Raw genomic sequence first — 26,179 nt, 5'->3', positions numbered from 1 at the left:
ATGAAATTAAAAGATATAGTACAAATTGCAGTATTAACAGTAATTGGTTTTGCTATTGGAATGGCTGTTTCAATGTTTACAGGAACACTTGGAGCTATCGCTCTTTATGCTTCAGCTGGATTTGCAGCTTTTGCTGTTGGACCAGTTTTTGTAATAATGGCAAAAAGAATTCAGAAGAGAGGAGCTGCAGCCCTATTTTGGATTATATATGGTCTACTATATTCAGTGATGGGATATTGGATTATGATTCCTATCTGCCTAGTTTCAGCAATATTGGCAGAAATTATAATAGGTGATTATAAAAATAATACGAAGGTAGGAATAGCATTTTCAGTGGCTATGTTTATTGTTGCTATGCATCCTATTATCTTTGTTAAAGTTTTAGGAGTGGAAGGAATAGTTAAGTTTGCGTCTTCTATAGGCAGAGAGCAAGCTGAATGGATGGCGAGCTTTTATACGAATAAAGTAATAGCAATAGCTATGGGATGTAATGTAATATTAGAACTACTTGCAGGATGCTTTGGCATATATATAAACAATAAATTTTTTGAAAAGAGAAAAGAAAAAGGAATTTTGTAGTGAACAATTTTGGAAAAAGTAAGACAAAAGATATAAATCCAATCACTCTTTTTTTGATAATATTGATTTCGTCTTTCTTGGTTTTTCTTGTTAATGGAATAGCTTATTATGTTCTTTTGGGAATGAGCTTTGTGGTTGTCTTGTTATTTTCATACTTAGAAGCTATCAAAAGGTTGAGCATCTATTTAGGATTATATGTGTTAATAAAAATCTTATCTTATATTGACTTAGGATTAACTACTGGGGCAATAATAGGTCTAATTGCCTTGGTATTAAAATTATATCCAATTTTTAATATTGGTAGGGTATTGATCCTCACTAGCCCTCTCAAAATAATGGCAGCTTTAAGAAAGGTTCATTTTCCACAAATGGTAAGTATAGCTCTTGTAACTGCATTAAGATATCTTGGAGAATTAGAATCTAGAATTAAAGAAATACGCAATGGAATGAGGGTGAGGGGCTTAAAAATAAGCCCCTTACATCCTGTGCGTTCATTTGAATTTTATCTTATTCCACTTATCTATAAATGCCTTCAAGTAAGCGAAACATTAACATCTTCTATAATAACAAGAGGTATTGAGTATGAGGGTGAAAAAACAAATTATAATCCAATATATTTTGGTATTTTAGATTATATTGTCATATTTTCCTTTTTGATGGTATTTGCATTATGGAGGTTAGAAGGATGAGCTTATTAAAAGCTAAAATTTTGAATTTCCGATATGATGAAGACAATTCTTCCGTTCTTGAAAATATTGATTTAGAAATTTACGAGGGTGAATTAGTTGTAATTACAGGCTTATCGGGTTGTGGTAAAACAACTTTGACAAGAATTCTAAATGGGCTTATCCCAAATCATTATAATGGAATTTTAAATGGAGAAGTGAAACTATTAGATAAAAATCTGATGGATTATAGAAAAGGAGAACTTGCAAAATATATAGGCAATGTCTTTCAAAATCCATCAGACCAGTTTTTTGCAACTATTGCCGATGAGGAAGTTGCTTTTGTTGGTGAAAATTTAGGAATGCCCTTAGATAAATTGAAGTTAAAAACAAAAGAAACTTTTGAAAAAATGGGAATTAGCGACTTGATGGATAGGAAGCTTTCAGAACTATCTGGAGGTCAGAAACAAAAAGTAGCAATAGCTTCCACGTTACTATATGATACAAAAATTATTTTCTTTGATGAGCCTTCGTCTAATTTAGATTATCACGGGATTCTACAGTTTAAGGATATCCTTTCTAATTTAAGAAAAATGGGAAAAACTGTTATTATAGCTGAACATCGATTATTCTTTTTAAATGACTTGTATGACAGGCTAATCTATATGAAAAACGGAACAATAGAGAGAATATTTTCACGTGGAGAACTTACAGAAGATGCTTGCAAAGAATATGGACTAAGAGCAATTAATTATAAATCTTTGAAAGCAGAAAATTTAGTTTGTCCTCAAGAACAAGCCTTAGAGGTCTCAGGCTTAAATATCAAAATAGGTAATAATGAATTAATAACAAATCTTTACTTTAGTCTCAATTCTGGAGAAATAATGGCAATTATTGGACAAAATGGAATTGGTAAAACAACTTTGGGAAAGACTTTATCAGGCTTAATTAAAAATAATGGGAAAACAAGTTATGGAAAAAATAAAAAAGAAAGGTTAAAAAACTCTTATTATATGATGCAGGACGTGGATTATCAGATTTTCTTTGATACAGTAGAAAACGAGCTTTTACAAAAAGATAGAATTAATGACGATGGATATTTAGATAGACTTAGAAAAGAATTAAAACATATTGACCTTTGGGAAAATAGGTATGATCACCCTCAAAATCTATCTGGTGGGCAAAAACAAAGACTTGCCCTATTGACAGCTTGTTTAAGTGGTAGAAAGTTAATAATTCTTGATGAACCCACATCAGGTTTAGATTATAAGAGGATGAACGACATTTCTCAAATAATAAAAAGATATTCAAAAACTTATCCCTTTGCAATAATAACTCATGATATAGAACTTATTTTTAAGGTTTGTAACTCTGTGTTAATGCTTGGAAAAAATGGATACAAGAAAGTAAATATCCAGGGACATGAAAAAGAAATTTTGGAATTTATTAAAGATGGACTGATTATGTAAGGAGTTGATTTTTTGAAACAAGATATGAAAGAACAATTATTAAGCAAAAGACCTATAGACCTACTTTTTCAATTATCTATCCCTGCTGTAATAGGAATGATAGTAATAGGTCTTTATCCACTTATGGATGGAATTTTTGCAGGAAATATTATAGGGCAAACTGCAATGACAGCTTGTGGTGTCGCTATGCCACTTACTTTTTTCAATAGCGGAGTATCTACCCTAATTGGTGTAGGGTCAGCATCGGTTTTATCAAGAGCTATAGGAAAGAGCGACCAAAAAACAGTTGATAAAATTATGGGGAATTTAATCTTTTGGGTTATTCTATTCTCATCAATTATTACAATAGGCGGAATTTTACTTGCACCACATTTTTTAGATATGGTTGGAGCAAGTGGAGAAATTAAAGAATATGGTATCAGATATTTACGAGTAATTTTCATTGGTTCTTTATTTGTAAACTTTACTCAATCAGCAAACATGGTTATGCGTGGAGAAGGATTAATGAAAAAAGCTATGCTTATTATGGGGCTAGGGGCTTTTTTAAACATAATTCTTGACCCTATTCTAATGAAATTAATGGGAAAATTTGCAATTGAAGGTGCTGCACTTGCAACTATTACAGCACAATTTGTTCAAGCAATAATAACACTCCATTACTTCAAATATAAAAGTAAAGCAGTAAAAATAAATAAAATCAAACCTGATCAGGAAATAAAAAAAGAAATGTTTGGCGTAGGGTCATCTGCTATGATGATGCAAATTTTATTTATGATTCAACAAACAATGCTATATAAAATGTCATTTAAATATGGCGGAGATACAAATGCTATCTTGATGGCAGCAACACTAAGAATATATGCCTTTTCATTCATTCCACTTTGGGGAATGAGTCAAGGTTTACAACCTGTAGTTGGTACAAATTTTGGAGCGAAAAAATACGACAGAGTAAAAGAAGCTATGAAAGTATTTTCTATCGGAGGATTAGTTCTTGCATCAATATTTTGGATACCAGCATTAGCATTTTCAAAGAATATTCTTTCTTTATTTGGAGTAGAAGAAAGTATTATAACTCAGGGAATAGGAAACTTTAGACTATTTTATTCTATCTTTATCCTATATGGAGTAATGGTAATGACTATAACATTCTTCCAATCAATAGGAAATGCTAAAAAAGCCGGCATAATAGTAATGCTAAGACAGTTATTTTTATTCGTACCTGCCATGATTATTTTACCAATGATATTTGGAGTTAAAGCAGTATGGTTTGCAGAACCCCTTGTAGATTTAATTATGATTTTAGCTGGAATAGCAATGATGATTAGAGAGCTTAATAGAATGCCCTCTGAAATAAAAAAAATATAATAAACTATTTAAAAATATTACTAAAGGAGGTTTTAAAGTGAATTTAGTAAAAGAATATGTAAATAAAAGAAAAGGCTCATATTTTATATCTATCCTACTTGCCATAGTGGGAGTAGTTGCTGGGCTTTTTTCTTATATATACATGGCGAAAATTATTGTGAATTTGATTAATGGCATAAGGGATATGAGCTTATACACTCCACTTTGCATAAGTATTTTAATAACATTTGTTATTAAAGAAGTGGCAGCTGGAATATCAACAAGTATTTCTCATACTGCAACTTTTAACTCATTAGGAGAAATCAGAAATGATATTTCTAAGAAATTATTCAAGATGCCATTAGGAGATGTATTATCAAGATCATCTGGAGAATTAAAAAATATTATAGTTGAGCAAGTTGATTCTATGGAAACTTCACTTGCCCATCTAGTGCCAGAATTTACGGCAAATTTAGTAGGACCTATTCTATTGTTTATTTATATGTTTACATTAGATTGGCGATTGACCTTGCTATCACTAATTCCATTTGTGGTGGGAATGGCTACCATGATGTCTGTTATGAATGCTCATTATAAAGAAATGTTTGGAAAGTCAGTTGCCATTGGTCAACATATGAATAATTCCATTGTTGAGTATATAAATGGGATAGAAGTAATAAAGACATTTAATCAAAGCGAATCATCTTATAAAAAATATGCTGATGCAGTTTATGACAATGCAAGCTTTTATTATAACTGGATGGGTGAATCTATGAATAGGGTTGCCATAGGTAGATTACTTTCTCCTATGGGAATTATTACCATCATACCCTTTGGGATTTTATTTTATATAAATGGAAGTATTGATTTAGGAAATTTAATTACCTTAATCGTCTTATCCTTTGCTACGGTTTCTAGCATTTTAAAAATCATGAACTATATGGATGATATGTCAAGAATATCAACTATAACTTCTGAAATAGGAAAGATTTTAGATTCAAGAGAGTTAGAAAATATAGACAAGGGAGAAAAAATAGAATCCTATAACATAGAACTTCAAGACGTAGATTTTTCTTACGATGGAAAAAATAAGGTTATAGATAATCTTTCTATGGAAATAAAAGAATCTTCTGTTTCAGCCCTCGTTGGTCCTTCTGGCTCAGGTAAGTCCACAATAGCAAAACTTATTGCTGGATTTTGGAATGTAGATAAGGGATCTATTAAAATTGGCGGAGTAGAAACAAAAGATGTGTCGCTCGAAAACTTGTCTTCACTTATTTCTTTTGTATCCCAAGACAATTTCCTCTTTGATATGACTATAAAGGAAAATATTAGGCTTGGAAATAAGAATGCCTCTGACGAAGAAATTATAGATGTATGTAAAAAATCTGCCTGCCATGATTTTATTATGAATCTATCTAACGGTTATGATACAAGAGTTGGCGAAGGTGGAGGTCATCTATCTGGAGGAGAAAGACAAAGGATATCTATTGCTCGTGCCATGCTAAAGAATGCACCAATCGTAATTTTAGATGAAGCAACTTCTTATATAGATCCTGAAAATGAAGCTCTCATACAAAACGCCTTGGCAAATCTAGTTAAGGGTAAAACTTTAATCATAATTGCTCATAGGTTAAAGACAATTGTTGATGCAGATAGGATATTTGTTATTAAAGATGGTAAATTGGATTCTTATGGAAATCATAAAGAACTATTAAAGTCATCAGAGCTTTATAAGGAAATGGTTGATGCCAATGTAAGGGGTGATGAAAATGCTTAAGGTGTTTAAAAAGATATGGAATTTTTCTAAGGAAGAACAAGCAAATATTAAAAAATCTATTCTGGCTGGATTCTTTCATGCAGTCTTTAATGCTCTACAATTTGGTGCAATTTACTATATGTTGGTAAATATATTTTCTAAAACTTTAGACTATAAGGCTATCTTTATTTGTCTTGGAATATTAGTTATATCCCTTGTCGGAAAGATAATGACACAAAAATCATCACAAATGGCACAAACACACGCAGGATATTTTATGGCTGCCCATAAGAGAATAGAAATAGGTGAGAAGATAAAAAGAGTTCCCATGGGTTTCTTTTCAGACTTTTCACTGGGAAGACTTACAAGTATTGCCACATCTAATCTTTCCCAAGCAGAGCAATGGGTGCCTATGCTACTGGTTCTTGTACTTGGTGGAGTTTTAAATACTTTAGTCTTTCTCCTTGGAACTTTAATATTTAATGTAAAGGTAGGGTTTGTTGCAGTAGCAGGTGTGGTAGTATTTTTCATCGTTACATCAATGATGGAGAAAAAATCATCAGCTAATGCAGACAAAATGACAGAAACGCAGACAAGACTTACAAAAGAAGTATTAGCAACTTTACAAGGAATGCAGGTTATAAAATCTTATAATCTTGGTGGAGAAAATAACAGGGCTTTGAGAAAGTCTATAAAAGATACATCCAAAATACTCTTAGACCTGGAGAAATCTGTAGCACCCTACACAGTTATTCAAAGAATTGTAATGGGAATAACAACAGTATTTATGGTCTATGTATCATTAAAATTAAATTTATCTGGTGAACTTCCACTTGCTGAAACAATTCTTATGATTATGGCATCCTTTATTATCTTTGAAGGCTTAATCGGGGCAGGATCAAACATGGCAATCCTAAGAGCTTGCGAAAATGCCATAGATTCTGTAGGTTTTATCGACTCTATGCCTGATATGAGAGAAGGAAGTATTACAGAGCCTATAAAAAATCATGATATAGTCTTTAAAAATATTTCTTTTTCTTATGATGACAGACCAATTTTAAAAAATGTATCAGCAGAGATAAAAGAAAATACTATGACTGCCATTGTAGGACCATCTGGATCTGGTAAGACAACATTTTGTAATCTCATAGCGAGATTTTGGGATGTAAATTCTGGAGAGATTTTAATTGGTGGAAAAAATATAAAAGACTATAAGATAGAAAATCTTATGAATTCTATTTCCATGGTATTTCAAGATGTATATCTATTTGAAGATACAATTGAAAATAATATAAAATTTGGAAAACAAAATGCAAGCCATGAAGAAGTAGTTCAAGCTGCAAAAAAAGCAAGATGTCATGAATTTATAGAAGCTTTACCAGAAGGATATAACACTATAATTGGAGAAGGTGGAGCAAGTCTATCAGGTGGAGAAAAACAAAGAATCTCAATTGCAAGAGCTATGCTAAAAGATGCAGACATCATAATCTTTGATGAAGCCACAGCAAGTATAGATCCAGAAAATGAAGATAAACTTAAAGAAGCAATAGAATCATTAACAAAAAATAAGACAGTAATTATGATTGCCCATAGACTAAAGACAATAAGAAATGCAGATAAAATCTTAGTCTTAAAAGATGGAGAAATAATAGAACGTGGAAATCACGAAGAACTGATTAAAAATAATGGACTTTATTCTGACCTTATAAATGCAAAAGCTAAGGCGGAATCATGGAAATTAAATAATTGATTAAACGATAGATAATGAGACTGGTATTAGGCTAGTCTCTTTTTTTTTTTGACCTATCAACACTTTTTAATAGAGGTGTGGATTTACATAAGATACTAATTTAAAAAGCCAATCAATTAAATTGCATCAAAATAGAGAGGGTTAGTACACGCTTTAAAGAGCGGGACAATTACTTTAAAACTACTATTATTCATGAAGTAATTATCGTTGTTCTCTTTTTATTTAATCTGTCTATTTCAGTATTTATATTAATGGCAATAAACTTTACTCAAAAACACTTCCTTTGTCCTAAGGAATATAGAGGAAAGAAAACTAAGGTTAAAAATAGCCTTAATTTCTTTGCCTGTGACATAGGAGGTGGAGTATGAGAGTAGAAAAGCTTGAAAGTGAAAAAGAAGTTATAAAGACTGAATATACAGAAAGGGATTTAAAGGCAGAGCTTAATTTCTATCTATCAGATAAGTTCATCCAGGATCTCTTTCTTTTAGATGAAATTAGCCATGAAGAATATAGAAAAATTAGAAGAGAAAACATTAAAAAATTTAGCCCTATTCTTTCAGAATTATTGCTATAAGACTTGATAAATACTCACTTGTACGGGAATATAGCACTAGCAGAAAGGAGGTTGAATGGATGAAAAAGATAACAAAAATAGAAGCGAATCAAAAAGAAGAATCTATATTAAGAGTTGCTGCCTATGCAAGAGTATCGACAGATGAGGAAGCTCAGCTTGTGAGTCTTAAAACACAAAAGGCACACTATGAAAAGATGATAGCAGAGAACAAGTCATATACTTTTGCAGGTCTATACTTTGACGAAGGCATAACTGGAACAAAGAAAGAATGTAGGGATGGACTTCTAAAAATGCTAAAAGACTGTGAAGACGGGAAAATAGACTTTATCCTAACTAAATCCATCTCAAGACTTGCAAGAAACACAACAGATTGTTTGGAAATCGTAAGAAGACTCCTTGACCTAAATATTGGTATCTATTTTGAAAAAGAAAACATTGATACCAGGACAATGGAAAGCGAGTTGATGTTATCCATACTTTCATCCCTTGCAGAAAGTGAGTCCAGGTCTATATCAGAAAATAACAAATGGTCCATAAAGAAAAGATTTCAAAATGGAACGTTTATTATATCAAGCCCACCCTATGGCTATGAGAACATAGACGGAAAGATGGTAGTGAATGAAGTAGAAGGAAAAATAATAAAAGAAATATTTGAACAGTATCTCTCAGGTAAGGGAACTCACAAAATAGCAGATGACTTAAATAAAAGAAAGATTAAAGGACAAAAAGGAGCAAGCTGGCATGGTTCGACTATAAACGGCATCTTAAAAAATGAAAAATATACAGGTGATGTCATCTACCAAAAAACTTATACAGACGATAGTTATAAGAGACACAAGAATAAGGGAGAAGAAGACCAGTATAAGATTATTGATAACCATGAAGCCATTGTAAGTAGAGAGGATTTTGAAAAAGTACAAGACCTAATAAAGATAAGGGCTATAGCAAAAGGAAATGGAGAAAACACCAAAAGATATCAAAATAGATATAGCCTATCGGGGAAAATCAAGTGTGGCGAGTGTGGTTCAACCTTTAAAAGAAGGCATCACTATAATGGAAAAGAAAAATATATAGCTTGGACTTGTAGTGAGCACCTAAAAGATATTCATAAGTGTTCCATGAAGTTTATTAAAGACAAGGACATAAAACTAGCATTTGTGACTTTAGTAAACAAGCTAGTCTTTGGAAAAGATAGTATCCTTACACCGCTTTTAGAATCCTTAAAGAGAGTGGACAGCAAGAAAGAAGTCGAGAAGATAAATAAAATAGAAGAAGGCTTAGAAAAACTAAAGGAAAGAAAAGAGGTTCTAAGCAAACTAATAACTTCGGGAGTTTTAGATGCAAGTGTTTACGCAAAAGAAAGCAGTGAAATTTCTAGTGAAGAAAGTTATTTACTCAAAGAAAAGGAAAGAAGTAAAAAAGCCATTCTTGGAAATGATGAAGAAATAAGAGAGCTTGAAAAGCTAATAGGAATCTTGGGAAAAAGCAAAATGCTAGATCACTTTGAAGGTGACTTATTTGAAGAAATCATTGTCCACATTCAAGTTGTCAATAGAGAGACTCTTGATTTTCATTTAAAGTGTGGACTTGTACTAAGAGAGGAAGTGAAAGAAGATGTCTAGACTATGTTATGGCTATACCATAAGAGATGGAAGATTAGAAGTTCAAGAAACAGAAGCCGAGAATATAAGAAAAATCTTTAAAAATTATCTTGCTGGCAACGCTCTTATAAAGTCGGCAGACCTTGCAGGCTTGAAGAAAAACAGCTCCAGTGTCAAAAGAATGTTGACTAATGAAAAATATTTAGGAAATGAAATCTATCCCAAGATAATAGATAGAGAGAGTTTTGAAAAGGCAGGTCAAATGTTAAAGGAAAGGGCAGTAGCCATGGGACGAGTTTGGGAAAAGGAAGAAGAGATTATTAAAGTTCCTTGTAAGTTTAGATATAAAGAAGAAGGAGTTTTACCACTAGAACCCTTTGAACGAGCAAGCCACCAGTACAATTTAATCGAGGTGATAGATGATGAATAACAAGGTCATAGTCATACCAGCGAAAAAGAAAAAAGGAAATTCCATCAAGGAATCAGAAAAGAAGAAACTGAGAGTGGCAGCCTATGCGAGGGTATCAACAGATAGTGATGAGCAAGCAACTTCTTATGACACGCAAGTAGACCATTACACAAATTATATAAAGAGAAATCCAGATTGGGAATTTGCGGGAGTTTTTTCTGATGAAGGAATCAGTGGAACTTACACAAAGAAAAGAGCTGGCTTTAACAAAATGATTGAAGAAGCCATGGAAGGAAATATCGACTATATCATTACAAAGTCCATATCGAGGTTTGCCAGAAATACACTAGACTGCTTAAAGTATATTCGTAAACTAAAAGAAAACAACATCCCAGTCTATTTTGAAAAAGAAAACATCAACACCATGGATGCCAAGGGAGAAGTTCTCCTTACCATTATGGCATCTCTTGCTCAACAGGAAAGTCAGTCTTTATCACAAAATGTAAAGTTAGGCTTTCAATATAGATTTCAACAAGGGCAAGTCCAAGTAAACCATAATAGGTTCTTAGGCTATACAAAAGACGAAGACGGAAAACTTGTCATCGTTCCTGAAGAGGCAAAAATTATAAAAAGGATCTACAGAGAATATTTAGAAGGAGCAAGCCTAAGAGATATAAAAGAAGGGCTTGAAAAAGATAAGATAGTAAATGGAGCAGGAAATAAGAAATGGCATGTGTCAAACCTCAATCAAATATTAACTAATGAGAAATATATGGGGGATGCTCTCTTACAAAAGACTTATACAGTGGATTTTCTAAATAAGAAAAGAGTAAAAAATGATGGAATAGCACCTCAATATTATGTAGAAAATAACCACGAAGCCATTATACCTAAAGAAATCTTCATGCGAGTTGGAGAAGAAATGTACAGACGAGCTAATATGGTAAGTGGCAAAGGGAAAAGAAGAATTTATTCCAGCAAATACGCCCTTTCAAGTATTGTCTATTGCTCTAAATGCGGAGATATTTACAGGAGAATAGCATGGAACAACAGAGGGAAAAAATATACAGTTTGGAGATGTTGTACAAGAGTAACCCATGGGCCAGATGCCTGCCATGCTAGAACTATTAAGGAAGAAGACCTACAAGAAGCAGTCGTAGAAGCCATCAATAAACTTATATCTGAAAGCAATGAATTAAAAGAAATAATAAAAGAGAATATAGAAAAAGCCATCACAGGTGATGGAAGTAGTGGAATAGAAGAAATAGACAAAGAAATGTTGAAAGTGCAAGAAGAACTTTTAAAAGTTGCCAATGCCAAGAAAGACTACACAGACCTTGCAGGCAGAGTGGAAGAATTAAGGAATGAAAAAGAAAAGATACTTCTAGATTTAGCGGAAGAGAAGAATGAACAAAGCAGGCTAAAGGAATTAGAAGAGTTTTTAGATAATCAGGAATTGGAAATAGAAAGCTACGATGAAGACTTGGTAAGGAAACTTGTAGATAAGGTAGTTGTATATGATGAGGAACTAAAGATAGTGCTCAAGTCAGGAGTTGAAGTCAATGTATGTGTATAAACATCTTGACTTTCAAATATAACATGTGCTACAATATAACTAAGTTATATTTGAAGAAAGGAGGGCAAATCGTGGCAAACGGAGATTATGAAGTAACTCATAATAGGATTCTTAATAGCGGTAAGAAAATTTTCAAAGAACAAGGATTTGAAAAGGCAAATTTAAGAGCTATTTGCAAAGAAGCAGGTGTTACTACTGGGGCGTTTTATGGTCATTTTGAGGATAAGGAAGCACTTTTTTCTGAGTTAGTTGAGCCGATTGTAAGCCAAATACGAAAATACTATGCTATGTATGAGGATGAGAGTTTTGAGACATATAAAAAGGAAGTTCCGCTTGGGAAAGAAACCATTTATAAAATTTTAGACTCTAAAGCACATGGTGCTGTTAAGATGGTCTTGTATTTTTTTGAAAATAAAGATGCGTTTGAGTTATTAGTGTTTGGTTCTTATGGAACAAAATACAGTAATTTTTTAGATGAACTCGTGGAAATAGAAGATAAAAATCACATCAAAATATTAAGCATGATTTATGGTGAAGATGGTGTCGGTAGTGTAATAACCGATATGGGAATTCACTTAATTAACCATGCATATTATTATGCTTTATCTGAAGTTGCTGTTCATTCTAAAAGCAGAGAAGAAGTAGAATTAAATGCCAAACTAATTTCAAAATTCTTTAATGAAGGATGGGGCAAAATAAGAGGTTTGTAAAATGGAAAATTTTTTTGCATCAAATATAACTTAGTTATATTAAAGATTTAATTTTATACAAATTGGCAACATGCTGCTTTATAAGCAGAGAAAAAATATTATATGTATTCAAGGAGGAGAAAAATGAATTTAAAAGGTATTGTAAAAATAGCAGTATTTTCTGTTATTGGATTTGTTCTTACGATGGGATTAGGATTTTTGACAGCTTCTTTTGGAATGATTCCGAGTTTGTATTTATCATCGGCACTTGCAACAATTATTGCCGCACCAGTTTTTGTAATAATGTGTAAACAAGTCGCACAAAGAGGAACAGCATTCTTATATTTCTTATTACTCGGCGTGTTCTATGCTCTTATGGGAATGTGGCCTGTAATAGTAGTTTGTGCAATTGCAGGAATATTAGCAGAGCTTGTGATTGGTAAAAAGGAAAATTACTCAGGCAATAATATGAAAGTAGGACTTGGTTTTGGTGCTGGTATGTTTATATATTCGCTTCATGCGATGTATTTCACATTCGTATTTGGAGTAGAAGGTCTTACAAAACAATTCCCTAAGATGTTTACAACAGACTATGCAACATTTCTTTATAATTTTTACACCCCTAAAAACATTGCAATTTGCGTAGTGATCGCAATCGTTGCATCAATTATTGGTGCTAATTTTGGAACATATATTTACAACAAATTCTTTAGCAACAGGAAGAAAAAAAGTGTTTTGTAAAGGTGAAAAAAACTATATAGAAGGGTACCAACTATTAGATAAAATCAACCCACTTACTATAGTTGGGTTGATTTTACTATTTTCAGTTATTCTAACTGTTGGAGAGCAATCACAATATTTATTTTCCCTTATTTTTGTCTTAGGACTACTATTCTTATTTTCTATAAGAAAGGCATTTAGAACGATATGTTCATTGCTTATAGTATGGGGGCTTATTTATTTGCTGAAACCCCACTTAGGAAATGTTTTGGTTGGTTCTATATATACAATGCTACTTATAGTGTTGAAATTTGCTCCACTTTTCATTTTGGGAAAAGTGCTGTCTTCATATAGTTCTTCGCATCTAATTGCTGCATTTAGAAAAATTGGTATTGATGGTGGAATAGGTATAGGAATCACACTGTTTTTTCGTTTTATTCCGGAAATTTCTATTAGGATGAAGGAAATAAACAATGGCATGAAAATTAGAGGATTTAAAGCAAGTATTTTCAAACCAATTAAAACATTTGAATTATATTTTGTTCCTCTTATGTATAAGTGCATAGATATAAGCGATACCTTAACTTGTTCAATCATATCAAAAGGCATTGAATATGATGGTAAAAAAACAAGTTTTCATGATGTAAAATTTACTTTTATCGATATTGTAATGTTAATGATTGGAATAATTTTGGTTTTGGTGAGTGTATGGAAAATATGTTAGAAGCAAATATACGCAAATTTTCATACGGAGAGGACTTAGTACTAAAAGACTTAAAACTGTCTGTAAAAAAAGGAGAGATAGTTGTATTAACAGGTCTTTCAGGATGTGGGAAAACAACATTTTTAAGACTTCTAAATGGACTCATTCCATATTTTTACGAAGGAAATTTAGAAGGTAATGTTGAGCTTTTGGGAAAAGAAATTTCTTCGTATCAGAAAGGTGAACTTGCAAAATATATAGGAAATGTATTTCAAAATCCCAAGGATCAGTTCTTTTGCGATGTGGTTGAAGATGAAGTTGCTTTGGTAGGAGAAAATCTTGGGTTAGATGGGAACTTATTAAAAGAAAAGGTAGATAAAGCATTAAATTTACTGGAGATAGGTCATATAAGAAAAAAAATCTATCTTTGAATTGTCTGGTGGAGAAAGACAAAAGGTGGCGATAGCAGGAACACTTATTTATGATACAGACATTATCTTTTTCGATGAACCTTCAAGTAGCCTTGATTATGACAGTATAAGGAAATTTGAAAACATACTTGTTAAGTTAAAAGCGATTGGCAAGACAATTGTAATAGCTGAACATAGATTGTATTACCTTAAAAATATTTTTGATCGTCTTGTCTATATGAAAGATGGAACGGTAGAAAATATTTTTAAAAAAGGTGAACTCGATAACCGGAAGTGTAAAGAACTGGAATTAAGAACATTAAATGAAAAAGAACTTGTGTCGGAAAAAGAGCCATTAAAAACCAGAAGCTATATAAAAGTCGACAATGCAAATATTCACCAAGGAAAAAGAACTTTGATAAAAGATTTGACTTTTGACATTAAAGAAAAAGAAATCATGGGAATTATTGGTTCTAATGGAATTGGGAAAACAACATTAGCAAATTCTTTGTGTGGGCTTTCAGAAAAAAGATTAGATGTGAATTATGGAAAGAACAAGAAGGAACGATTGAAAAATTCTTATTTAGTTTTGCAAGATGTTGATGCTCAGATTTTTTTAGACACTGTGGAAAATGAGCTGATATTTTGTAAAGAAAAGAATACGGAAAGTGATTTAGAAGAAATACGAGATTACTTAAAGAAAACAAAGTTGTGGCATAAGAAAGTAAGCCACCCACAAAAATTGTCTGGTGGTCAAAAACAAAGACTTGCGATTATTACTTCGTTTTTATCCAATCGAAAATTGATAGTTTTAGATGAACCGACCTCTGGACTTGATTATAGAAGTATGAGTATTATATCTGATTTAATTACAGAAAAATCAGAGGAAGTTCCATTTATCATTATTACGCATGACTTGGAACTACTATTCAAAACTTGCCATTCTGTTTTAATGATTGGCAGTGAAAATTATAAAAAAATATCTGTAAAAGGAAATGAACAAGTGATTATGGATTTTATGGATAATAAAAAATCTTTGATTAAGGAGGAGAATGATGTTAAATAAGGTTTTTGAGTATGCTGGTTCGCATAAGAAAACAATACATTTAGCGAGTTTTATTATGCTATTAAGTGTCATTATGGGAGTTGTGCCATTTCTATTTGCTTATCAGATTATAAATCCCTTGATTTTAGGACAAAATTTGGAGTTCACAAGGTTAGTTATTTTGCTTGCCGGTATTTTGATATGTTTGGTTTTGCAAGCATTATTAGGTGGTTTGGCTCTTAATATGTCTCATAAGGCAGCATATAACACATTATTTGGACTTAGAACATCTCTACAAAAAAAGATGGAGAATCTTCCCTTAGGAGCTATTGAAGAAAAGGGAACAGGTGCTATTAAAAAGATGTATGTAGATGATATTGGTAGTTTGGAAGTTCTTTTGGCACACTCATTGCCTGAAGGAATTGCCAATTTAATTGTGCCTGTAATGGTATATATTGCAATGTTTTTCGTTGACTGGAGACTGGCACTTATGTCTTTGGCATCCATTCCACTAAGCATTGTCGCTATGATGATTATGTATTCCGCAGGAATGAAAAAAATGGGACCATATTATATGGCGAGTGAAAAAATGAATAATACCATTATTGAATATGTGAATGGTATGGAAGTAGTAAAAGTGTTTAACAAGCAAACGGAATCATATCAAAGATTTTCTAAAGATGTTGGAGATTATAGAGATTATGCACTCGCTTGGTATAAGACTGCATGGCCATGGATGGCATTGTATAGTGCCTTGCTCCCATGCACGATTATATTAACATTGCCGCTTGGCGGTTACTTTGCTTACATGGGCTATGTTAGTCTTTCTGATTTGATATTGGTATTATGCCTATCTTTGAGTATTGGCTTACCACTCTTAAAGGCTTTGGGATTTTTACCAACAATGCCACAGCTTAATTATAAAATATCTGCATTGGAAGATGCTTTAAATATAGAACCATTAAAACAAGGTGAAAACAGGTTTAAAGGTATAGATCATACTATTTCCTATGACAATGTTACATTTGGTTATCAACTAAGCAAGATGGGAGAGAATGGACAACCTGAAACATACATTAAAAATGTGATTCATAATGTGAGCTTTACAGCAAAAGTTGGAGAAAAGACAGCCATTGTTGGAGAATCAGGCTCAGGTAAAAGCACTTTAGCGAAACTCTTAATTCATTACTATGATGTTTTAGAGGGAAGCATTAGCATTGGAGGACAAAATTTACAGGATATGAGTCTTAAGGCACTGAATAAAGAGATTTCTTATGTATCTCAAGACCAATATTTATTTAATACTTCACTCTTAGAAAATATTCGTATCGGAAATTTGTCAGCTACCGATGAAGAAGTGATAGAAGCTGCAAAGAAAGCTCAGTGTATGGAATTTTTAGATAAGCTCCCAAATGGTATTTACTCTTTGGCTGGCGAGGCAGGAAAGATGTTATCAGGTGGAGAGAGACAAAGAATATCCCTTGCAAGAGCTATCTTAAAAAATGCACCGATTGTTGTACTTGATGAGGCAACAGCCTATGCAGATCCTGAAAATGAAGAAAAGATGGAAGCTGCGATTGCTGAACTTGTAAAAGGTAAAACATTGATTGTAATTGCTCATAAACTTCCGGCAATTGTAGATGCAGACCAAATATTGGTAATGAATCATGGTCGTTTAGTTGCAAATGGAAAACATAAGGACTTGTTAGAATCATCAGCAGAGTATCGTAAATTATGGAATGCGACAATATTTAGTAAGGAATGGAAAATTGATAGAAAGGCAGGTGAAATGAATGTTTAAGCTAATATCAAGAATTTTAAACTTGTCAGGAAAGTATAAAAATAGAATTAAAGGGGCATTTGTTTTTGCCTTCGTTGAATCCATATTAAGTAAAATGCCTATATTTATTGCATTTACCGTTTTGATAGGATTTTATGAAAAAACGAATACCTCCAAAACTTTTCTATATGTAGGAATAGGACTTGTTTTAGTGGTTTTATTACAAGCGGTGGTTCATTTCTTAAGCGATAAATTGCAAAGTGCAGCCGGCTTTCTGATTTTTGCAGACAAAAGGATGGAGCTTGGAAATCACCTTAGAAAACTTCCTATGGGATATTTCACATCAGGAAATTTAGGAAAAATCAATTCTGTTTTAAGTTCAGATATGGCATTCATTGAGGAAGTATCCATGAGTACCATAGCTAATATGATGAGTTATGTGCTTTCAACCGTTGTGCTTACTATATTCATGTTTGTTTTGGATTATAGAATAGGTCTTGTGTCTGTGTGTGTAACTCTAATAGCAACATTACTTGCAAGCAGAATGAATAAAATGTCTTTATCTGAAGCTGTTATCAGGCAAGAGCAAGGAGAGAAGCTAACAGATGCAGTTTTGTCATTTGCAGAAGGAATTAGTGTAATCAAAAGCTATAACCTTTTAGGAGACAATTCAAAGACTCTTACAGACAGCTTTGCTTCATCAAGAGACACTTCTATAAAGTTTGAAAAGAAGATGACACCTTGGACAAGCGGATTGAACATCATTTATGGTATCGGAATTACATTTATTTTGGCACTTGCTTTGTATCTTCATTTACAAGGAATGTTGAAACTTCCTTATGTGTTAGGACTGATACTATTTGTATTTGACTTATTTAGTCCATTAAAAACTCTTTATGGAGAAGCAAGTAGGCTAACAGTTATGAATGCTGCTTTAGATCGTATTGAAGAATTATTAAACGAGACAGAACTACAGGATACAGGTAAAAAACATATCTTAAAGGCTAGGTTTGGTGAGCCGGAAATTAGTTTTAATCATGTGAAATTTTCTTATGGAGAAAAAGAGGTTTTGCATGATATGAATTTTGAAATGAAAAAGAATACAATGACAGCTTTAGTTGGACCATCTGGTGGAGGAAAATCTACAGTAGCCAACCTTTTAGCGAGATTTTGGGATGTAGACTCCGGTGAAATTTTGATTAGAGGAGTGAATATAAAGGATGTTTCACTATCTGAATTGATGTCGGAAATTAGTATGGTTTTCCAAAGAGTGTATTTATTCCAAGATACGATTTTTAATAATATTGCCATGGGGAAAGAAAATGCGACGAAAGAAGAAGTTATAGAAGCCGCAAAAAAAGCAAGATGCTATGACTTCATTATGGCACTTCCTGATGGATTTGACACAATGATTGGAGAAGGAGGAGCAACTCTATCCGGTGGTGAAAAGCAAAGAATTTCTATTGCTCGCTGCATATTAAAAGATGCTCCTATTGTAATTCTTGACGAGGCAACAGCAAGTGTTGATGTGGACAATGAAAGCTATATACAGGAAGCAATCAGTGAATTGGTAAAGAATAAAACATTATTAGTTATCGCCCATAGATTAAATACTATTAGAGATGCCGATAGTATTATTGTAATCAAGGAAGGGAATATTGCAGAACAAGGAACCCATAATGAGCTAATTGCTTTAAATGGGATTTATAAAAATATGGTAGAGCTCCAAGAAAAAAATAAAGGACTAAAAATTATATAAAAATTGGTCTAAGAGAGGAGAAGGCAATGAAACAAGATATGAAAGAACAATTATTAACAAAAAGACCGATAGATTTACTCTTTCAGTTATCTATTCCGGCAGTTATCGGAATGATTGTTATCGGTCTGTATCCGTTAATGGACGGAATATTTGCAGGGAAAATTATAGGACAGACAGCAATGACTGCCTGTGGTGTCGCAATGCCACTTACCTTTTTCAACAGCGGTGTTTCAACTTTACTTGGTGTAGGTTCTGCATCTGTACTTTCAAGAGCAATCGGTAAAGGGGATCAAAAAACTGTAGATAAAATTATGGGTAACCTAATCTATTGGGTGATTTTCTTCTCTGTAATTATTACAGTTGGAGGAATACTTCTTGCTCCGCATTTTTTAGATATGGTCGGTGCAACGGGTGAAATCAAAGCCTATGGTATTAGATACCTTAGAGTAATTTTTATAGGTTCTCTATTTGTAAACTTCACACAGTCCGCAAACATGGTTATACGTGGCGAAGGACTGATGAAAAAAGCTATGACGATTATGGGACTTGGAGCATTACTGAATATCATTCTTGATCCGATTTTAATGACAGTTATGGGTGAATATGCGATTGAAGGTGCTGCCCTTGCAACCATCACAGCACAATTTGTTCAGGCAGTGGCAACACTACATTATTTCTTGAAAAAGAGTAAAGTTGTTAAAATCCATAAGATAAAGTCTGATGCGGAAATTAAAAAAGAAATGTTTTCTGTCGGTTCATCCGCTATGATGATGCAGCTTTTGTTTATGATTCAACAGACTATGCTCTATAAAATGGCATTTAAGTATGGCGGAGATACCAATGGAATTTTGATGGCGGCATCACTTCGTGTATATGCCTTTTCATTTATTCCTCTTTGGGGAATGAGTCAAGGCTTACAACCTGTTGTTGGAACAAACTTTGGAGCAAAGCAGTATGACAGAGTAAGACAGGCTATGAAGGTCTTTTCTATTGGCGGTTTAGTTCTTGCAGCAATCTTTTGGATTCCGTCTTTATTGCTTTCAAGTCAAATACTATCTTTATTCGGTGTAGAAGCAAACATCATTGCACAGGGTGTTGGAAACTTTAGATTGTTCTATTCCGTATTTATTTTGTATGGAGTAATGGTTATGACTGTTACTTTCTTCCAATCAATCGGAAACGGAAAGAAAGCTGGGATAATCGTAATGCTTAGACAACTGTTTTTGTTTGTTCCTGCCATGATTTTATTGCCAATGATATTTGGAGTAAAAGCTGTTTGGTTTACACAGCCACTTGTTGATTTCATTATGATTGTTGTTGGCGTTTTCATGATGATTGCGGAACTGAATAAAATGGGGAAAGAAAAAGTTCAAGCGTAAAATTTCTTATTAGGTGTTTAGAATTTGAAACATTAGAAGGACTTAATTTATGGAAAATAGTTAGCTATAAAATGGAGGGATAGAAATGGAAAAGTCTATATATTTATTTGAAAGAATAAACCACAATAAAAATAGTCCTTTTTCCTATAAGCTTTATAGCTGTTTGTCTTTCCATATGCTCGTCTAAACAATTAAATATAATTAAAGGAAGAACAAGTTTCTTTCGTTTTAGAGGACTTCTTATGCCAAGGTGCAGGAGTCCTCCTTTTTTTGTTTTAAAACGCAGACAAAAAGAAATGGAGGAAGCATATATGCCAAAAAAATATTACCTTTATATCAACGGACAAAAGGTCAAAGTCAGTGAAGATATTTATAAAGTCTACTGGCGAGAAAGAGAACACGAAAAGTATTTGGAGCAGGTGGAAAGAAAAAACCACTTGCTCTTTTTTCATCATTGGATCATGACGGACATTTTGTAGATAATATTGTTGATGAAAGTGTTGATGTAGAAAAGATTGTTGAAACACAGATGATGATTGAAGCAGTCAGAAATACAATTTCAAGACTCAATGCAGAAGAAAGGGGCATCATTGAGCGTTTGTACTTTCAGTATGAAATTCTTTCGAGTATTACAAGAATAAAGAAAGTGAGTTATCAAGCTATACAATGGCGTAAGAATAATATATTGAAAAAACTGAAGTTGTTATTAGAAGATTTTTTAAGATAATCGACTTGTAGATAAGGGCAGATTTTCCATTATAAAGTAAAGGTGATATAGGGCTATTTTTCTTTGCTTATTAATAGTATATTATGCAGTGAGAGAAGGAATTTATATCATAGATATATTCCCACATACGAGGCTTTTGAAAAATCTCAAATTTTATCCATACAGACCACTCAAGCCACGTTGAATCCGTCGTTCTTCTTGAGAAAAATAAATAATTTATAAGGCTATGAGAATTTAATATTAAATTTCAAAATCCTTATATGTAAAAGGTTTGAAAAAATTAATAGCTTATAGTAAATCATAAATTAGAAACAGTCAGCTATGTTGAATACTTGGTTAAAAATCAGTAGATAAAGTAGTTGTTTATGAGGAGAAATTAAAGGCAATATTCAAGTCTGGGATTGAAATTTATATTGATAAGTAGCAGATCCGTGAAGGGTCTGTTTTTAATGTAAGTGATAATGGTATACTATAAATGTAATTATTGGTTACTAGCATCAAATTGCTTATAGACGAATGATATAAAACAAAATATTTTAATAGATTTCAAAGTAAGTACATGAGAGGGTTAGAATGAAGAGTGTTTTGATTATAGAGGATAATAAAGAAATTGCTTTACAAATGGAAAAGTATTTAGTTAATAATGGTTATGAAGTAGAGATTGCATCATCTTTTCACGAAGCAAGCTATAAGATGAATGTAGACATGGATGTGGCACTATTGGACATAAATCTACCAGATAAAGACGGTCAACATTTGATAGAAAAATTAAAAGATAAGGATATAAGAGTCATTGTAACAACTGTAAAAAGCGATGAAGATTTTATAGTTAAAGCCCTTGATCAAGGTGCAGATGATTATTTGACCAAGCCATTTTCCCTTGCAATATTAAGGGCGAGAATTGATGCAGTTTTAAGGACAATAGTTCTAAGTCAAGACAAAAAAATTACTTACAAGGATATCAAAATAGATTTAAATGATTCAAAAGTTTATTTTAAGGCTAATCAAATAGACCTAACTCCTCTTGAATATGAAATCCTAGTCTTATTTATTAAAAATCCTCACCGAGTTTATACAAGAGGCCAGCTGATAGAAATGTTTTGGGAAGATAGGGATAAGTTTGTAAATGACAATACTCTCACATCAACTATTAAGAGAATCAGAGAAAAACTTGATAGGGAAGTTATCACTACTGTCAGAGGAATTGGTTATAGGATGGATTGAGATGCTATATGTATTTTGGATATTAAGTCTGGGACTACTTTATTATTTTTTGGAAAAAAGAAAGAAAAACAGGATAAATGAGCTTATAGATCTAATAGAAAATATGAAAAATCAAAATTATAAAATTCCTATGAAGCAAGACGATTTTTCAATTTTGGAAGATAAATTTTACAAGCTTTTTATAGAAATAGTGGAAGCCAAAGAGACAAGTAGAAAAAATAGCGAAAAACAAATAGAATACCTGGAAGACATCGCTCATCAAATCAAAACTCCCATCACATCTATGCTTTTTTCTATAGAAAATTTGGAGATGGATTTTCCAGATAATGATGACATAGAGATTTTAAAAAGACAAACTCTTAGATTAAACTCCCTATCAGATATTTTGCTTAAACTATCAAGCCTTGATGCAAACAAAGATCTTATGAAAGAAGAAGATATTCGTTTAGATGAATTGGTGGATTATGCTTTAGACAGTTTAGACCTAAAGAGATCTACCAATGTAGAAATAGGGAATGGTTTAAAGGGAAATAGTATTTGTGGAGATTTTTATTGGCTAGCAGAGGCTCTGATTAATATTGTGAAAAATGCTGATAATAGACCGACTTGTGATAAAATCCTGGTTTCATCATACAAAAATCCCCTCTATACATCTTTAATTATTGAGGACAATGGCGGAGGAATAGAAAAAGAGAATATGAAAAAAATCTTTAAACGCTTTTATAAGACACCAGACTCAAATGGTTTTGGAATTGGCCTTGCTATGGCGAAGACAATTGTCGAAAAAAACAATGGAGAAATTTCTGTTTCAAATACTATAGAGGGTGCAAGATTTGAAATTAAATTTTACAATGTCACCTAAAAATCACTTTACTTGTATATACTTACCTTAAATTAAGGAGGCAAGTATGGAAATTTTAAAAGTAGAAAATTTAAGAAAAGAATACGGCGAGGGTAATTCTAAGGTCATTGCCTTAGACGGTGTCAACCTTGAAATTGAAAGAGGAGAATTTGTCGCTATTGTTGGACCAAGTGGGTCTGGTAAATCAACCCTCCTACATATCATAGGAGGAGTGGATAGCCCAGATGATGGCAAAGTTTATATAGATGGTAACGACATCTCAAAGTATTCTTCAAAAGAATTAGCCTACTTTAGAAGAAGAAAAGTCGGACTAATTTATCAATTTTATAATTTGATTCCAAATTTAACGGTTCGTCACAATATAGAACTTCCACTAAAACTAGATAAAAGAAAAATAAATCAAGATGAATTTTCAGATATAGTAAAGAAACTTGGTATAGAAAGTAAACTTGACTCTTTTCCAAGTGAACTTTCAGGAGGTCAGCAGCAGAGAGTTGCCATAGCGAGAAGTCTTATCTATAATCCATCTATAATATTGGCAGATGAACCGACTGGAAACTTAGATAGAAAAAATTCTAAGGAAATAATTGGAATTTTTAAATATTTTAACAAGACTTTAAAACAGACGATTATCCTAATCACCCATGACGAAGAAATAGCCTTACAAGCAAATCGTATTATTACAATAGTAGATGGAAAAATTGTAGGAGATGAAAGAAATGAATAAGAAGAATTTTCCTATTTTTATTTCCTTATTTATTGTAAGTTTGTTTTTTACTGTGGTTTTTTATTATGGTTATATAAACAGACAAGCCAACTATGGTTATGCCATGTCAAATAATTTTTATCATGCTGAGATTAAGGATGAGTTATCAAATGAAGAAGTAGAAAAACTAAGGTCTATTGAAGATATCGAATTAATTGGAAAAATGTCACTTAATCCAGATAATGCTAAATATAATAATGATTTACTTGTCATTAATTATCAGGATGAAGCAATAAATAAAATGAGAGAGTATTCAAGACTTCAAGAAGGTAGATTTGCTGAAAAAGAAGATGAAATTGTAGTATCTGAGAGCCTTGCAAAGAAAAATAGTATTAATTTAGGTGATGAAATAAAACTTGAAATAGGTAATAGGTTTATAGATGGGGAAGAAATAGATCCTACTAGTGCAAATACTGATAAGGAGATATTTAAAAAAGATTCTACTAAATCTTTTACTGTAGTAGGAGTTTACGGAGATGTTTATAACAAATATAGTAAATTAAATTTTGCTTTAGGATTACAAGAAAAGATGTCATCCTTTAAAACATATGTAAAGTTTGATTCATTTGAAAAAACTTATAAAAATAAAGAAAATATTTATGAAGATATAAATAATAAGCTTGGTAGAAATGTAGAACTAAAATTTTCTGATGGCTTAATAAACTATTACGGTATAGAAAGGGATTCTTTACAAAATATTATGAGTAAAGTGGTTATAGTATTATCTATACTCGGATGTATAGCCGTCTTCGTATTTTTTATAAAAAATATCTTTTGGGTTTGGGGTCTTCGAAAAATCAGAGAGCTGTCTATATATAAATCTATAGGATCAACAAATGGTCAAATTTATTTTATGCTTTTAAAAGAAGGTCTAATTATATCAGCCATTCCAATACTTTTAGGTCACATAGCTGGTTTTTCCTTTATATATTATTTGTATAGAAATATACAAAAAGGTGAGGGAGTAAGTGCCTTTGAAGTAGTAAGATTTAATCCATTATTAAGTTTAGCTATACTATTTGTTTCTTTTATAATTGTTTCCTTGGCTATAAAATCTCCTTCAAAAAAGATTTCTAAAATCAACATTATTGATGGCATTAGAGGAAATATAGATTTTTCCAAGTATAAGAAAAGTAAGAAACAGAACTTATGGCAAGAACTAAGAATTAACAACTTAGCTTCAATAAAATCACAAAGATTTATTTCAGCTATTGGAATTCTAATCATTTCAGTATTTGTAATTGTAATAGGAATTTCAAATTATCTTAGAGACTATTCGTATTATGATAATGGATATAACTTTTCTGTAGATTATTATAGTGATAAGGATGCAGTGCCATCGGTACTAAAAGAGATTGATGAAAAAATTTCTAATGAAAAATCCTATATTTCTAAACAAAAATATGTAATAGTTGAAAATAATAAAGATTTTTCAAAAGAAGCTAGGAATGCAAAACTAGATAAAGAGGCTGAAAAAAACATTGAAAAATATAATGCTAAGGGAATGGATGGATTTTTAATAGCCTTAGAAGAAGAAGACTTAAAAGAGCTTGGAGGAAATAAGGGAGAATTTCTACTTTATAATATGATCCAAGAAGATTCTTCCATACCTATATCTAAGGCAAAGAAAATTCCATATTTTGAAAATCCAACAAGTCTTGACATAAGTATTGGAGATAATTACCAAACAAGTATTAAGATTTCAAAGTCAATAAGAGATTTGGGAAAATTTAAGTCCAAAACAATGCCTTTTGATGTGAAAATCTACACCGACTTCGATACGTTTTTCAATCTAATGAAAGAAGCAGGTAATGAAAAATATAGAAATTATCCTTATATTTTGAATATGAAAGTAAATCACTTTGATGAAAAAGATACACAAGATTATGCGGAAACCTTAATTAGGGAACAAATTTCACCTGAAGATAGATTTGATATGACTGTAGGTGAAGAGCTGAAAAAGAGAGAATTTGAAAGCTTACAAGACCTAATGAAAATTGTGTTAGGTATAGGATTAATAATATTGGTTTTAAATATTACAAATGGATATTCATCTATAAATCTAAGCTTGATGAGTAGAAGAAAAGAAATAGGAAGCTTTTATTCTTGTGGAATGGATTTGGATGAACTCAAAAGGGTTTATGGAAAAGAATATTTAAATGAACAGATAAAATCATTGCTTATAGTTATATTAACTAGTATAGGTGTAATGTTTATAATTTCTATATTCTCATCAAGATTGACTTTTTTAAATCTCCTAAGATACTATGACTATAAATTATTTATAGCATTTTCGTTAGTAGTCTACGGAATAAATGTGCTAATTTATCATTTATCTTTAAAAAGAATTTTAGACAGACCAACTATTGATTTAATTCGAACAATATAA

General features: G+C 32.0%; 20 protein-coding genes and 2 pseudogenes. All 22 read left to right on the top strand.

What is annotated here, in order from left to right; genetic code table 11:
• Complete coding sequence (locus ACU68W_RS01695; protein WP_004812371.1) at positions 1–579, top strand: MptD family putative ECF transporter S component; 579 nt, start codon at positions 1–3, stop codon at positions 577–579.
• Entirely contained in the window at positions 579–1,268 is a 690-nt protein-coding gene (locus ACU68W_RS01690; protein WP_094223828.1) for an energy-coupling factor transporter transmembrane component T family protein, read from the top strand. Before ACU68W_RS01695 ends, ACU68W_RS01690 begins: the two co-directional genes overlap by 1 nt.
• Positions 1,265–2,713: an ABC transporter ATP-binding protein gene (locus ACU68W_RS01685; protein WP_094223827.1), complete on the top strand. Its 1,449-nt coding sequence runs from the start codon at positions 1,265–1,267 to the stop codon at positions 2,711–2,713. Before ACU68W_RS01690 ends, ACU68W_RS01685 begins: the two co-directional genes overlap by 4 nt.
• A 12-nt stretch (positions 2,714–2,725) precedes the next feature.
• Positions 2,726–4,078: an MATE family efflux transporter gene (locus tag ACU68W_RS01680; RefSeq protein WP_446756009.1), complete on the top strand. Its 1,353-nt coding sequence runs from the start codon at positions 2,726–2,728 to the stop codon at positions 4,076–4,078.
• 37 nt (positions 4,079–4,115) lie between these two features.
• Positions 4,116–5,837: an ABC transporter ATP-binding protein gene (locus ACU68W_RS01675; protein ID WP_094223825.1), complete on the top strand. Its 1,722-nt coding sequence runs from the start codon at positions 4,116–4,118 to the stop codon at positions 5,835–5,837.
• On the top strand, positions 5,830–7,566 hold the full coding sequence (locus ACU68W_RS01670) for an ABC transporter ATP-binding protein (protein WP_094223824.1): 1,737 nt from the start codon (positions 5,830–5,832) through the stop codon (positions 7,564–7,566). Before ACU68W_RS01675 ends, ACU68W_RS01670 begins: the two co-directional genes overlap by 8 nt.
• A gap of 364 nt (positions 7,567–7,930) precedes the next feature.
• The gene (locus ACU68W_RS01665) at positions 7,931–8,140 is read left to right on the top strand and encodes an SHOCT domain-containing protein (RefSeq protein WP_002834854.1); all 210 of its coding nucleotides are present in this window, start codon (positions 7,931–7,933) and stop codon (positions 8,138–8,140) included.
• 59 nt (positions 8,141–8,199) lie between these two features.
• Positions 8,200–9,762 carry a recombinase family protein gene (locus ACU68W_RS01660; protein ID WP_002834853.1) on the top strand — a complete coding sequence of 521 codons (1,563 nt, stop codon included), beginning with the start codon at positions 8,200–8,202 and terminating at the stop codon, positions 9,760–9,762.
• Entirely contained in the window at positions 9,755–10,171 is a 417-nt protein-coding gene (locus tag ACU68W_RS01655) for a recombinase family protein (protein WP_002834852.1), read from the top strand. Before ACU68W_RS01660 ends, ACU68W_RS01655 begins: the two co-directional genes overlap by 8 nt.
• Positions 10,164–11,726 carry a recombinase family protein gene (locus ACU68W_RS01650; protein WP_004835127.1) on the top strand — a complete coding sequence of 521 codons (1,563 nt, stop codon included), beginning with the start codon at positions 10,164–10,166 and terminating at the stop codon, positions 11,724–11,726. Before ACU68W_RS01655 ends, ACU68W_RS01650 begins: the two co-directional genes overlap by 8 nt.
• A 71-nt stretch (positions 11,727–11,797) precedes the next feature.
• Positions 11,798–12,436, top strand: a complete 639-nt coding sequence (locus ACU68W_RS01645) for a TetR/AcrR family transcriptional regulator (RefSeq protein ID WP_004835143.1) — start codon at positions 11,798–11,800, stop codon at positions 12,434–12,436.
• Positions 12,437–12,559: 123 nt separating this feature from the next.
• Entirely contained in the window at positions 12,560–13,156 is a 597-nt protein-coding gene (locus ACU68W_RS01640; protein WP_002834847.1) for an MptD family putative ECF transporter S component, read from the top strand.
• Positions 13,089–13,859, top strand: coding sequence for an energy-coupling factor transporter transmembrane component T family protein (locus tag ACU68W_RS01635; protein WP_425339113.1), 771 nt, complete (start codon positions 13,089–13,091; stop codon positions 13,857–13,859). The genes ACU68W_RS01640 and ACU68W_RS01635 overlap by 68 nt, the downstream gene beginning before the upstream one ends.
• Positions 13,844–15,314 (top strand): annotated as a pseudogene (locus tag ACU68W_RS01630) (ABC transporter ATP-binding protein). Before ACU68W_RS01635 ends, ACU68W_RS01630 begins: the two are co-directional and overlap by 16 nt.
• Complete coding sequence (locus tag ACU68W_RS01625; RefSeq protein WP_004835097.1) at positions 15,304–17,094, top strand: ABC transporter ATP-binding protein; 1,791 nt, start codon at positions 15,304–15,306, stop codon at positions 17,092–17,094. Before ACU68W_RS01630 ends, ACU68W_RS01625 begins: the two are co-directional and overlap by 11 nt.
• Entirely contained in the window at positions 17,087–18,832 is a 1,746-nt protein-coding gene (locus ACU68W_RS01620; protein WP_446756008.1) for an ABC transporter ATP-binding protein, read from the top strand. The genes ACU68W_RS01625 and ACU68W_RS01620 overlap by 8 nt, the downstream gene beginning before the upstream one ends.
• 26 nt (positions 18,833–18,858) lie before the next feature.
• Positions 18,859–20,211 carry an MATE family efflux transporter gene (locus ACU68W_RS01615; RefSeq protein WP_446756007.1) on the top strand — a complete coding sequence of 451 codons (1,353 nt, stop codon included), beginning with the start codon at positions 18,859–18,861 and terminating at the stop codon, positions 20,209–20,211.
• A gap of 311 nt (positions 20,212–20,522) precedes the next feature.
• Positions 20,523–20,938, top strand: a pseudogene (locus ACU68W_RS01610) (sigma-70 family RNA polymerase sigma factor).
• Between the two features lie 573 nt (positions 20,939–21,511).
• Positions 21,512–22,162 (top strand): response regulator transcription factor, encoded by a 651-nt coding sequence (locus tag ACU68W_RS01605; protein ID WP_094223819.1) that lies wholly within the window; start codon positions 21,512–21,514, stop codon positions 22,160–22,162.
• Between the two features lies 1 nt (position 22,163).
• Positions 22,164–23,024, top strand: a complete 861-nt coding sequence (locus tag ACU68W_RS01600) for a sensor histidine kinase (protein ID WP_446756006.1) — start codon at positions 22,164–22,166, stop codon at positions 23,022–23,024.
• A gap of 46 nt (positions 23,025–23,070) precedes the next feature.
• Entirely contained in the window at positions 23,071–23,751 is a 681-nt protein-coding gene (locus ACU68W_RS01595; RefSeq protein WP_446756005.1) for an ABC transporter ATP-binding protein, read from the top strand.
• Entirely contained in the window at positions 23,744–26,179 is a 2,436-nt protein-coding gene (locus tag ACU68W_RS01590) for an FtsX-like permease family protein (protein ID WP_446756046.1), read from the top strand. The genes ACU68W_RS01595 and ACU68W_RS01590 overlap by 8 nt, the downstream gene beginning before the upstream one ends.

Source organism: Finegoldia sp. P2-F-LR (genome assembly GCF_052932265.1).
The sequence above is the reverse complement of the archived record's forward strand: the minus strand, read 5'-3'. Positions and strand labels throughout refer to the sequence as shown.

What these genes read in the sequence shown, in the direction of transcription:
- ACU68W_RS01685 (WP_094223827.1), top strand. Translation starts at nt 1,265, where the DNA reads ATGAGCTTATTAAAAGCTAAAATTTTGAATTTCCGATATGATGAAGAC.
- ACU68W_RS01660 (WP_002834853.1), top strand. Translation starts at nt 8,200, where the DNA reads ATGAAAAAGATAACAAAAATAGAAGCGAATCAAAAAGAAGAATCTATA.
- ACU68W_RS01640 (WP_002834847.1), top strand. Translation starts at nt 12,560, where the DNA reads ATGAATTTAAAAGGTATTGTAAAAATAGCAGTATTTTCTGTTATTGGA.
- ACU68W_RS01615 (WP_446756007.1), top strand. Translation starts at nt 18,859, where the DNA reads ATGAAACAAGATATGAAAGAACAATTATTAACAAAAAGACCGATAGAT.
- ACU68W_RS01595 (WP_446756005.1), top strand. Translation starts at nt 23,071, where the DNA reads ATGGAAATTTTAAAAGTAGAAAATTTAAGAAAAGAATACGGCGAGGGT.
- ACU68W_RS01620 (WP_446756008.1), top strand. Translation starts at nt 17,087, where the DNA reads ATGTTTAAGCTAATATCAAGAATTTTAAACTTGTCAGGAAAGTATAAA.
- ACU68W_RS01650 (WP_004835127.1), top strand. Translation starts at nt 10,164, where the DNA reads ATGAATAACAAGGTCATAGTCATACCAGCGAAAAAGAAAAAAGGAAAT.
- ACU68W_RS01605 (WP_094223819.1), top strand. Translation starts at nt 21,512, where the DNA reads ATGAAGAGTGTTTTGATTATAGAGGATAATAAAGAAATTGCTTTACAA.
- ACU68W_RS01655 (WP_002834852.1), top strand. Translation starts at nt 9,755, where the DNA reads ATGTCTAGACTATGTTATGGCTATACCATAAGAGATGGAAGATTAGAA.
- ACU68W_RS01695 (WP_004812371.1), top strand. Translation starts at nt 1, where the DNA reads ATGAAATTAAAAGATATAGTACAAATTGCAGTATTAACAGTAATTGGT.
- ACU68W_RS01600 (WP_446756006.1), top strand. Translation starts at nt 22,164, where the DNA reads ATGCTATATGTATTTTGGATATTAAGTCTGGGACTACTTTATTATTTT.
- ACU68W_RS01590 (WP_446756046.1), top strand. Translation starts at nt 23,744, where the DNA reads ATGAATAAGAAGAATTTTCCTATTTTTATTTCCTTATTTATTGTAAGT.
- ACU68W_RS01670 (WP_094223824.1), top strand. Translation starts at nt 5,830, where the DNA reads ATGCTTAAGGTGTTTAAAAAGATATGGAATTTTTCTAAGGAAGAACAA.
- ACU68W_RS01665 (WP_002834854.1), top strand. Translation starts at nt 7,931, where the DNA reads ATGAGAGTAGAAAAGCTTGAAAGTGAAAAAGAAGTTATAAAGACTGAA.
- ACU68W_RS01625 (WP_004835097.1), top strand. Translation starts at nt 15,304, where the DNA reads ATGTTAAATAAGGTTTTTGAGTATGCTGGTTCGCATAAGAAAACAATA.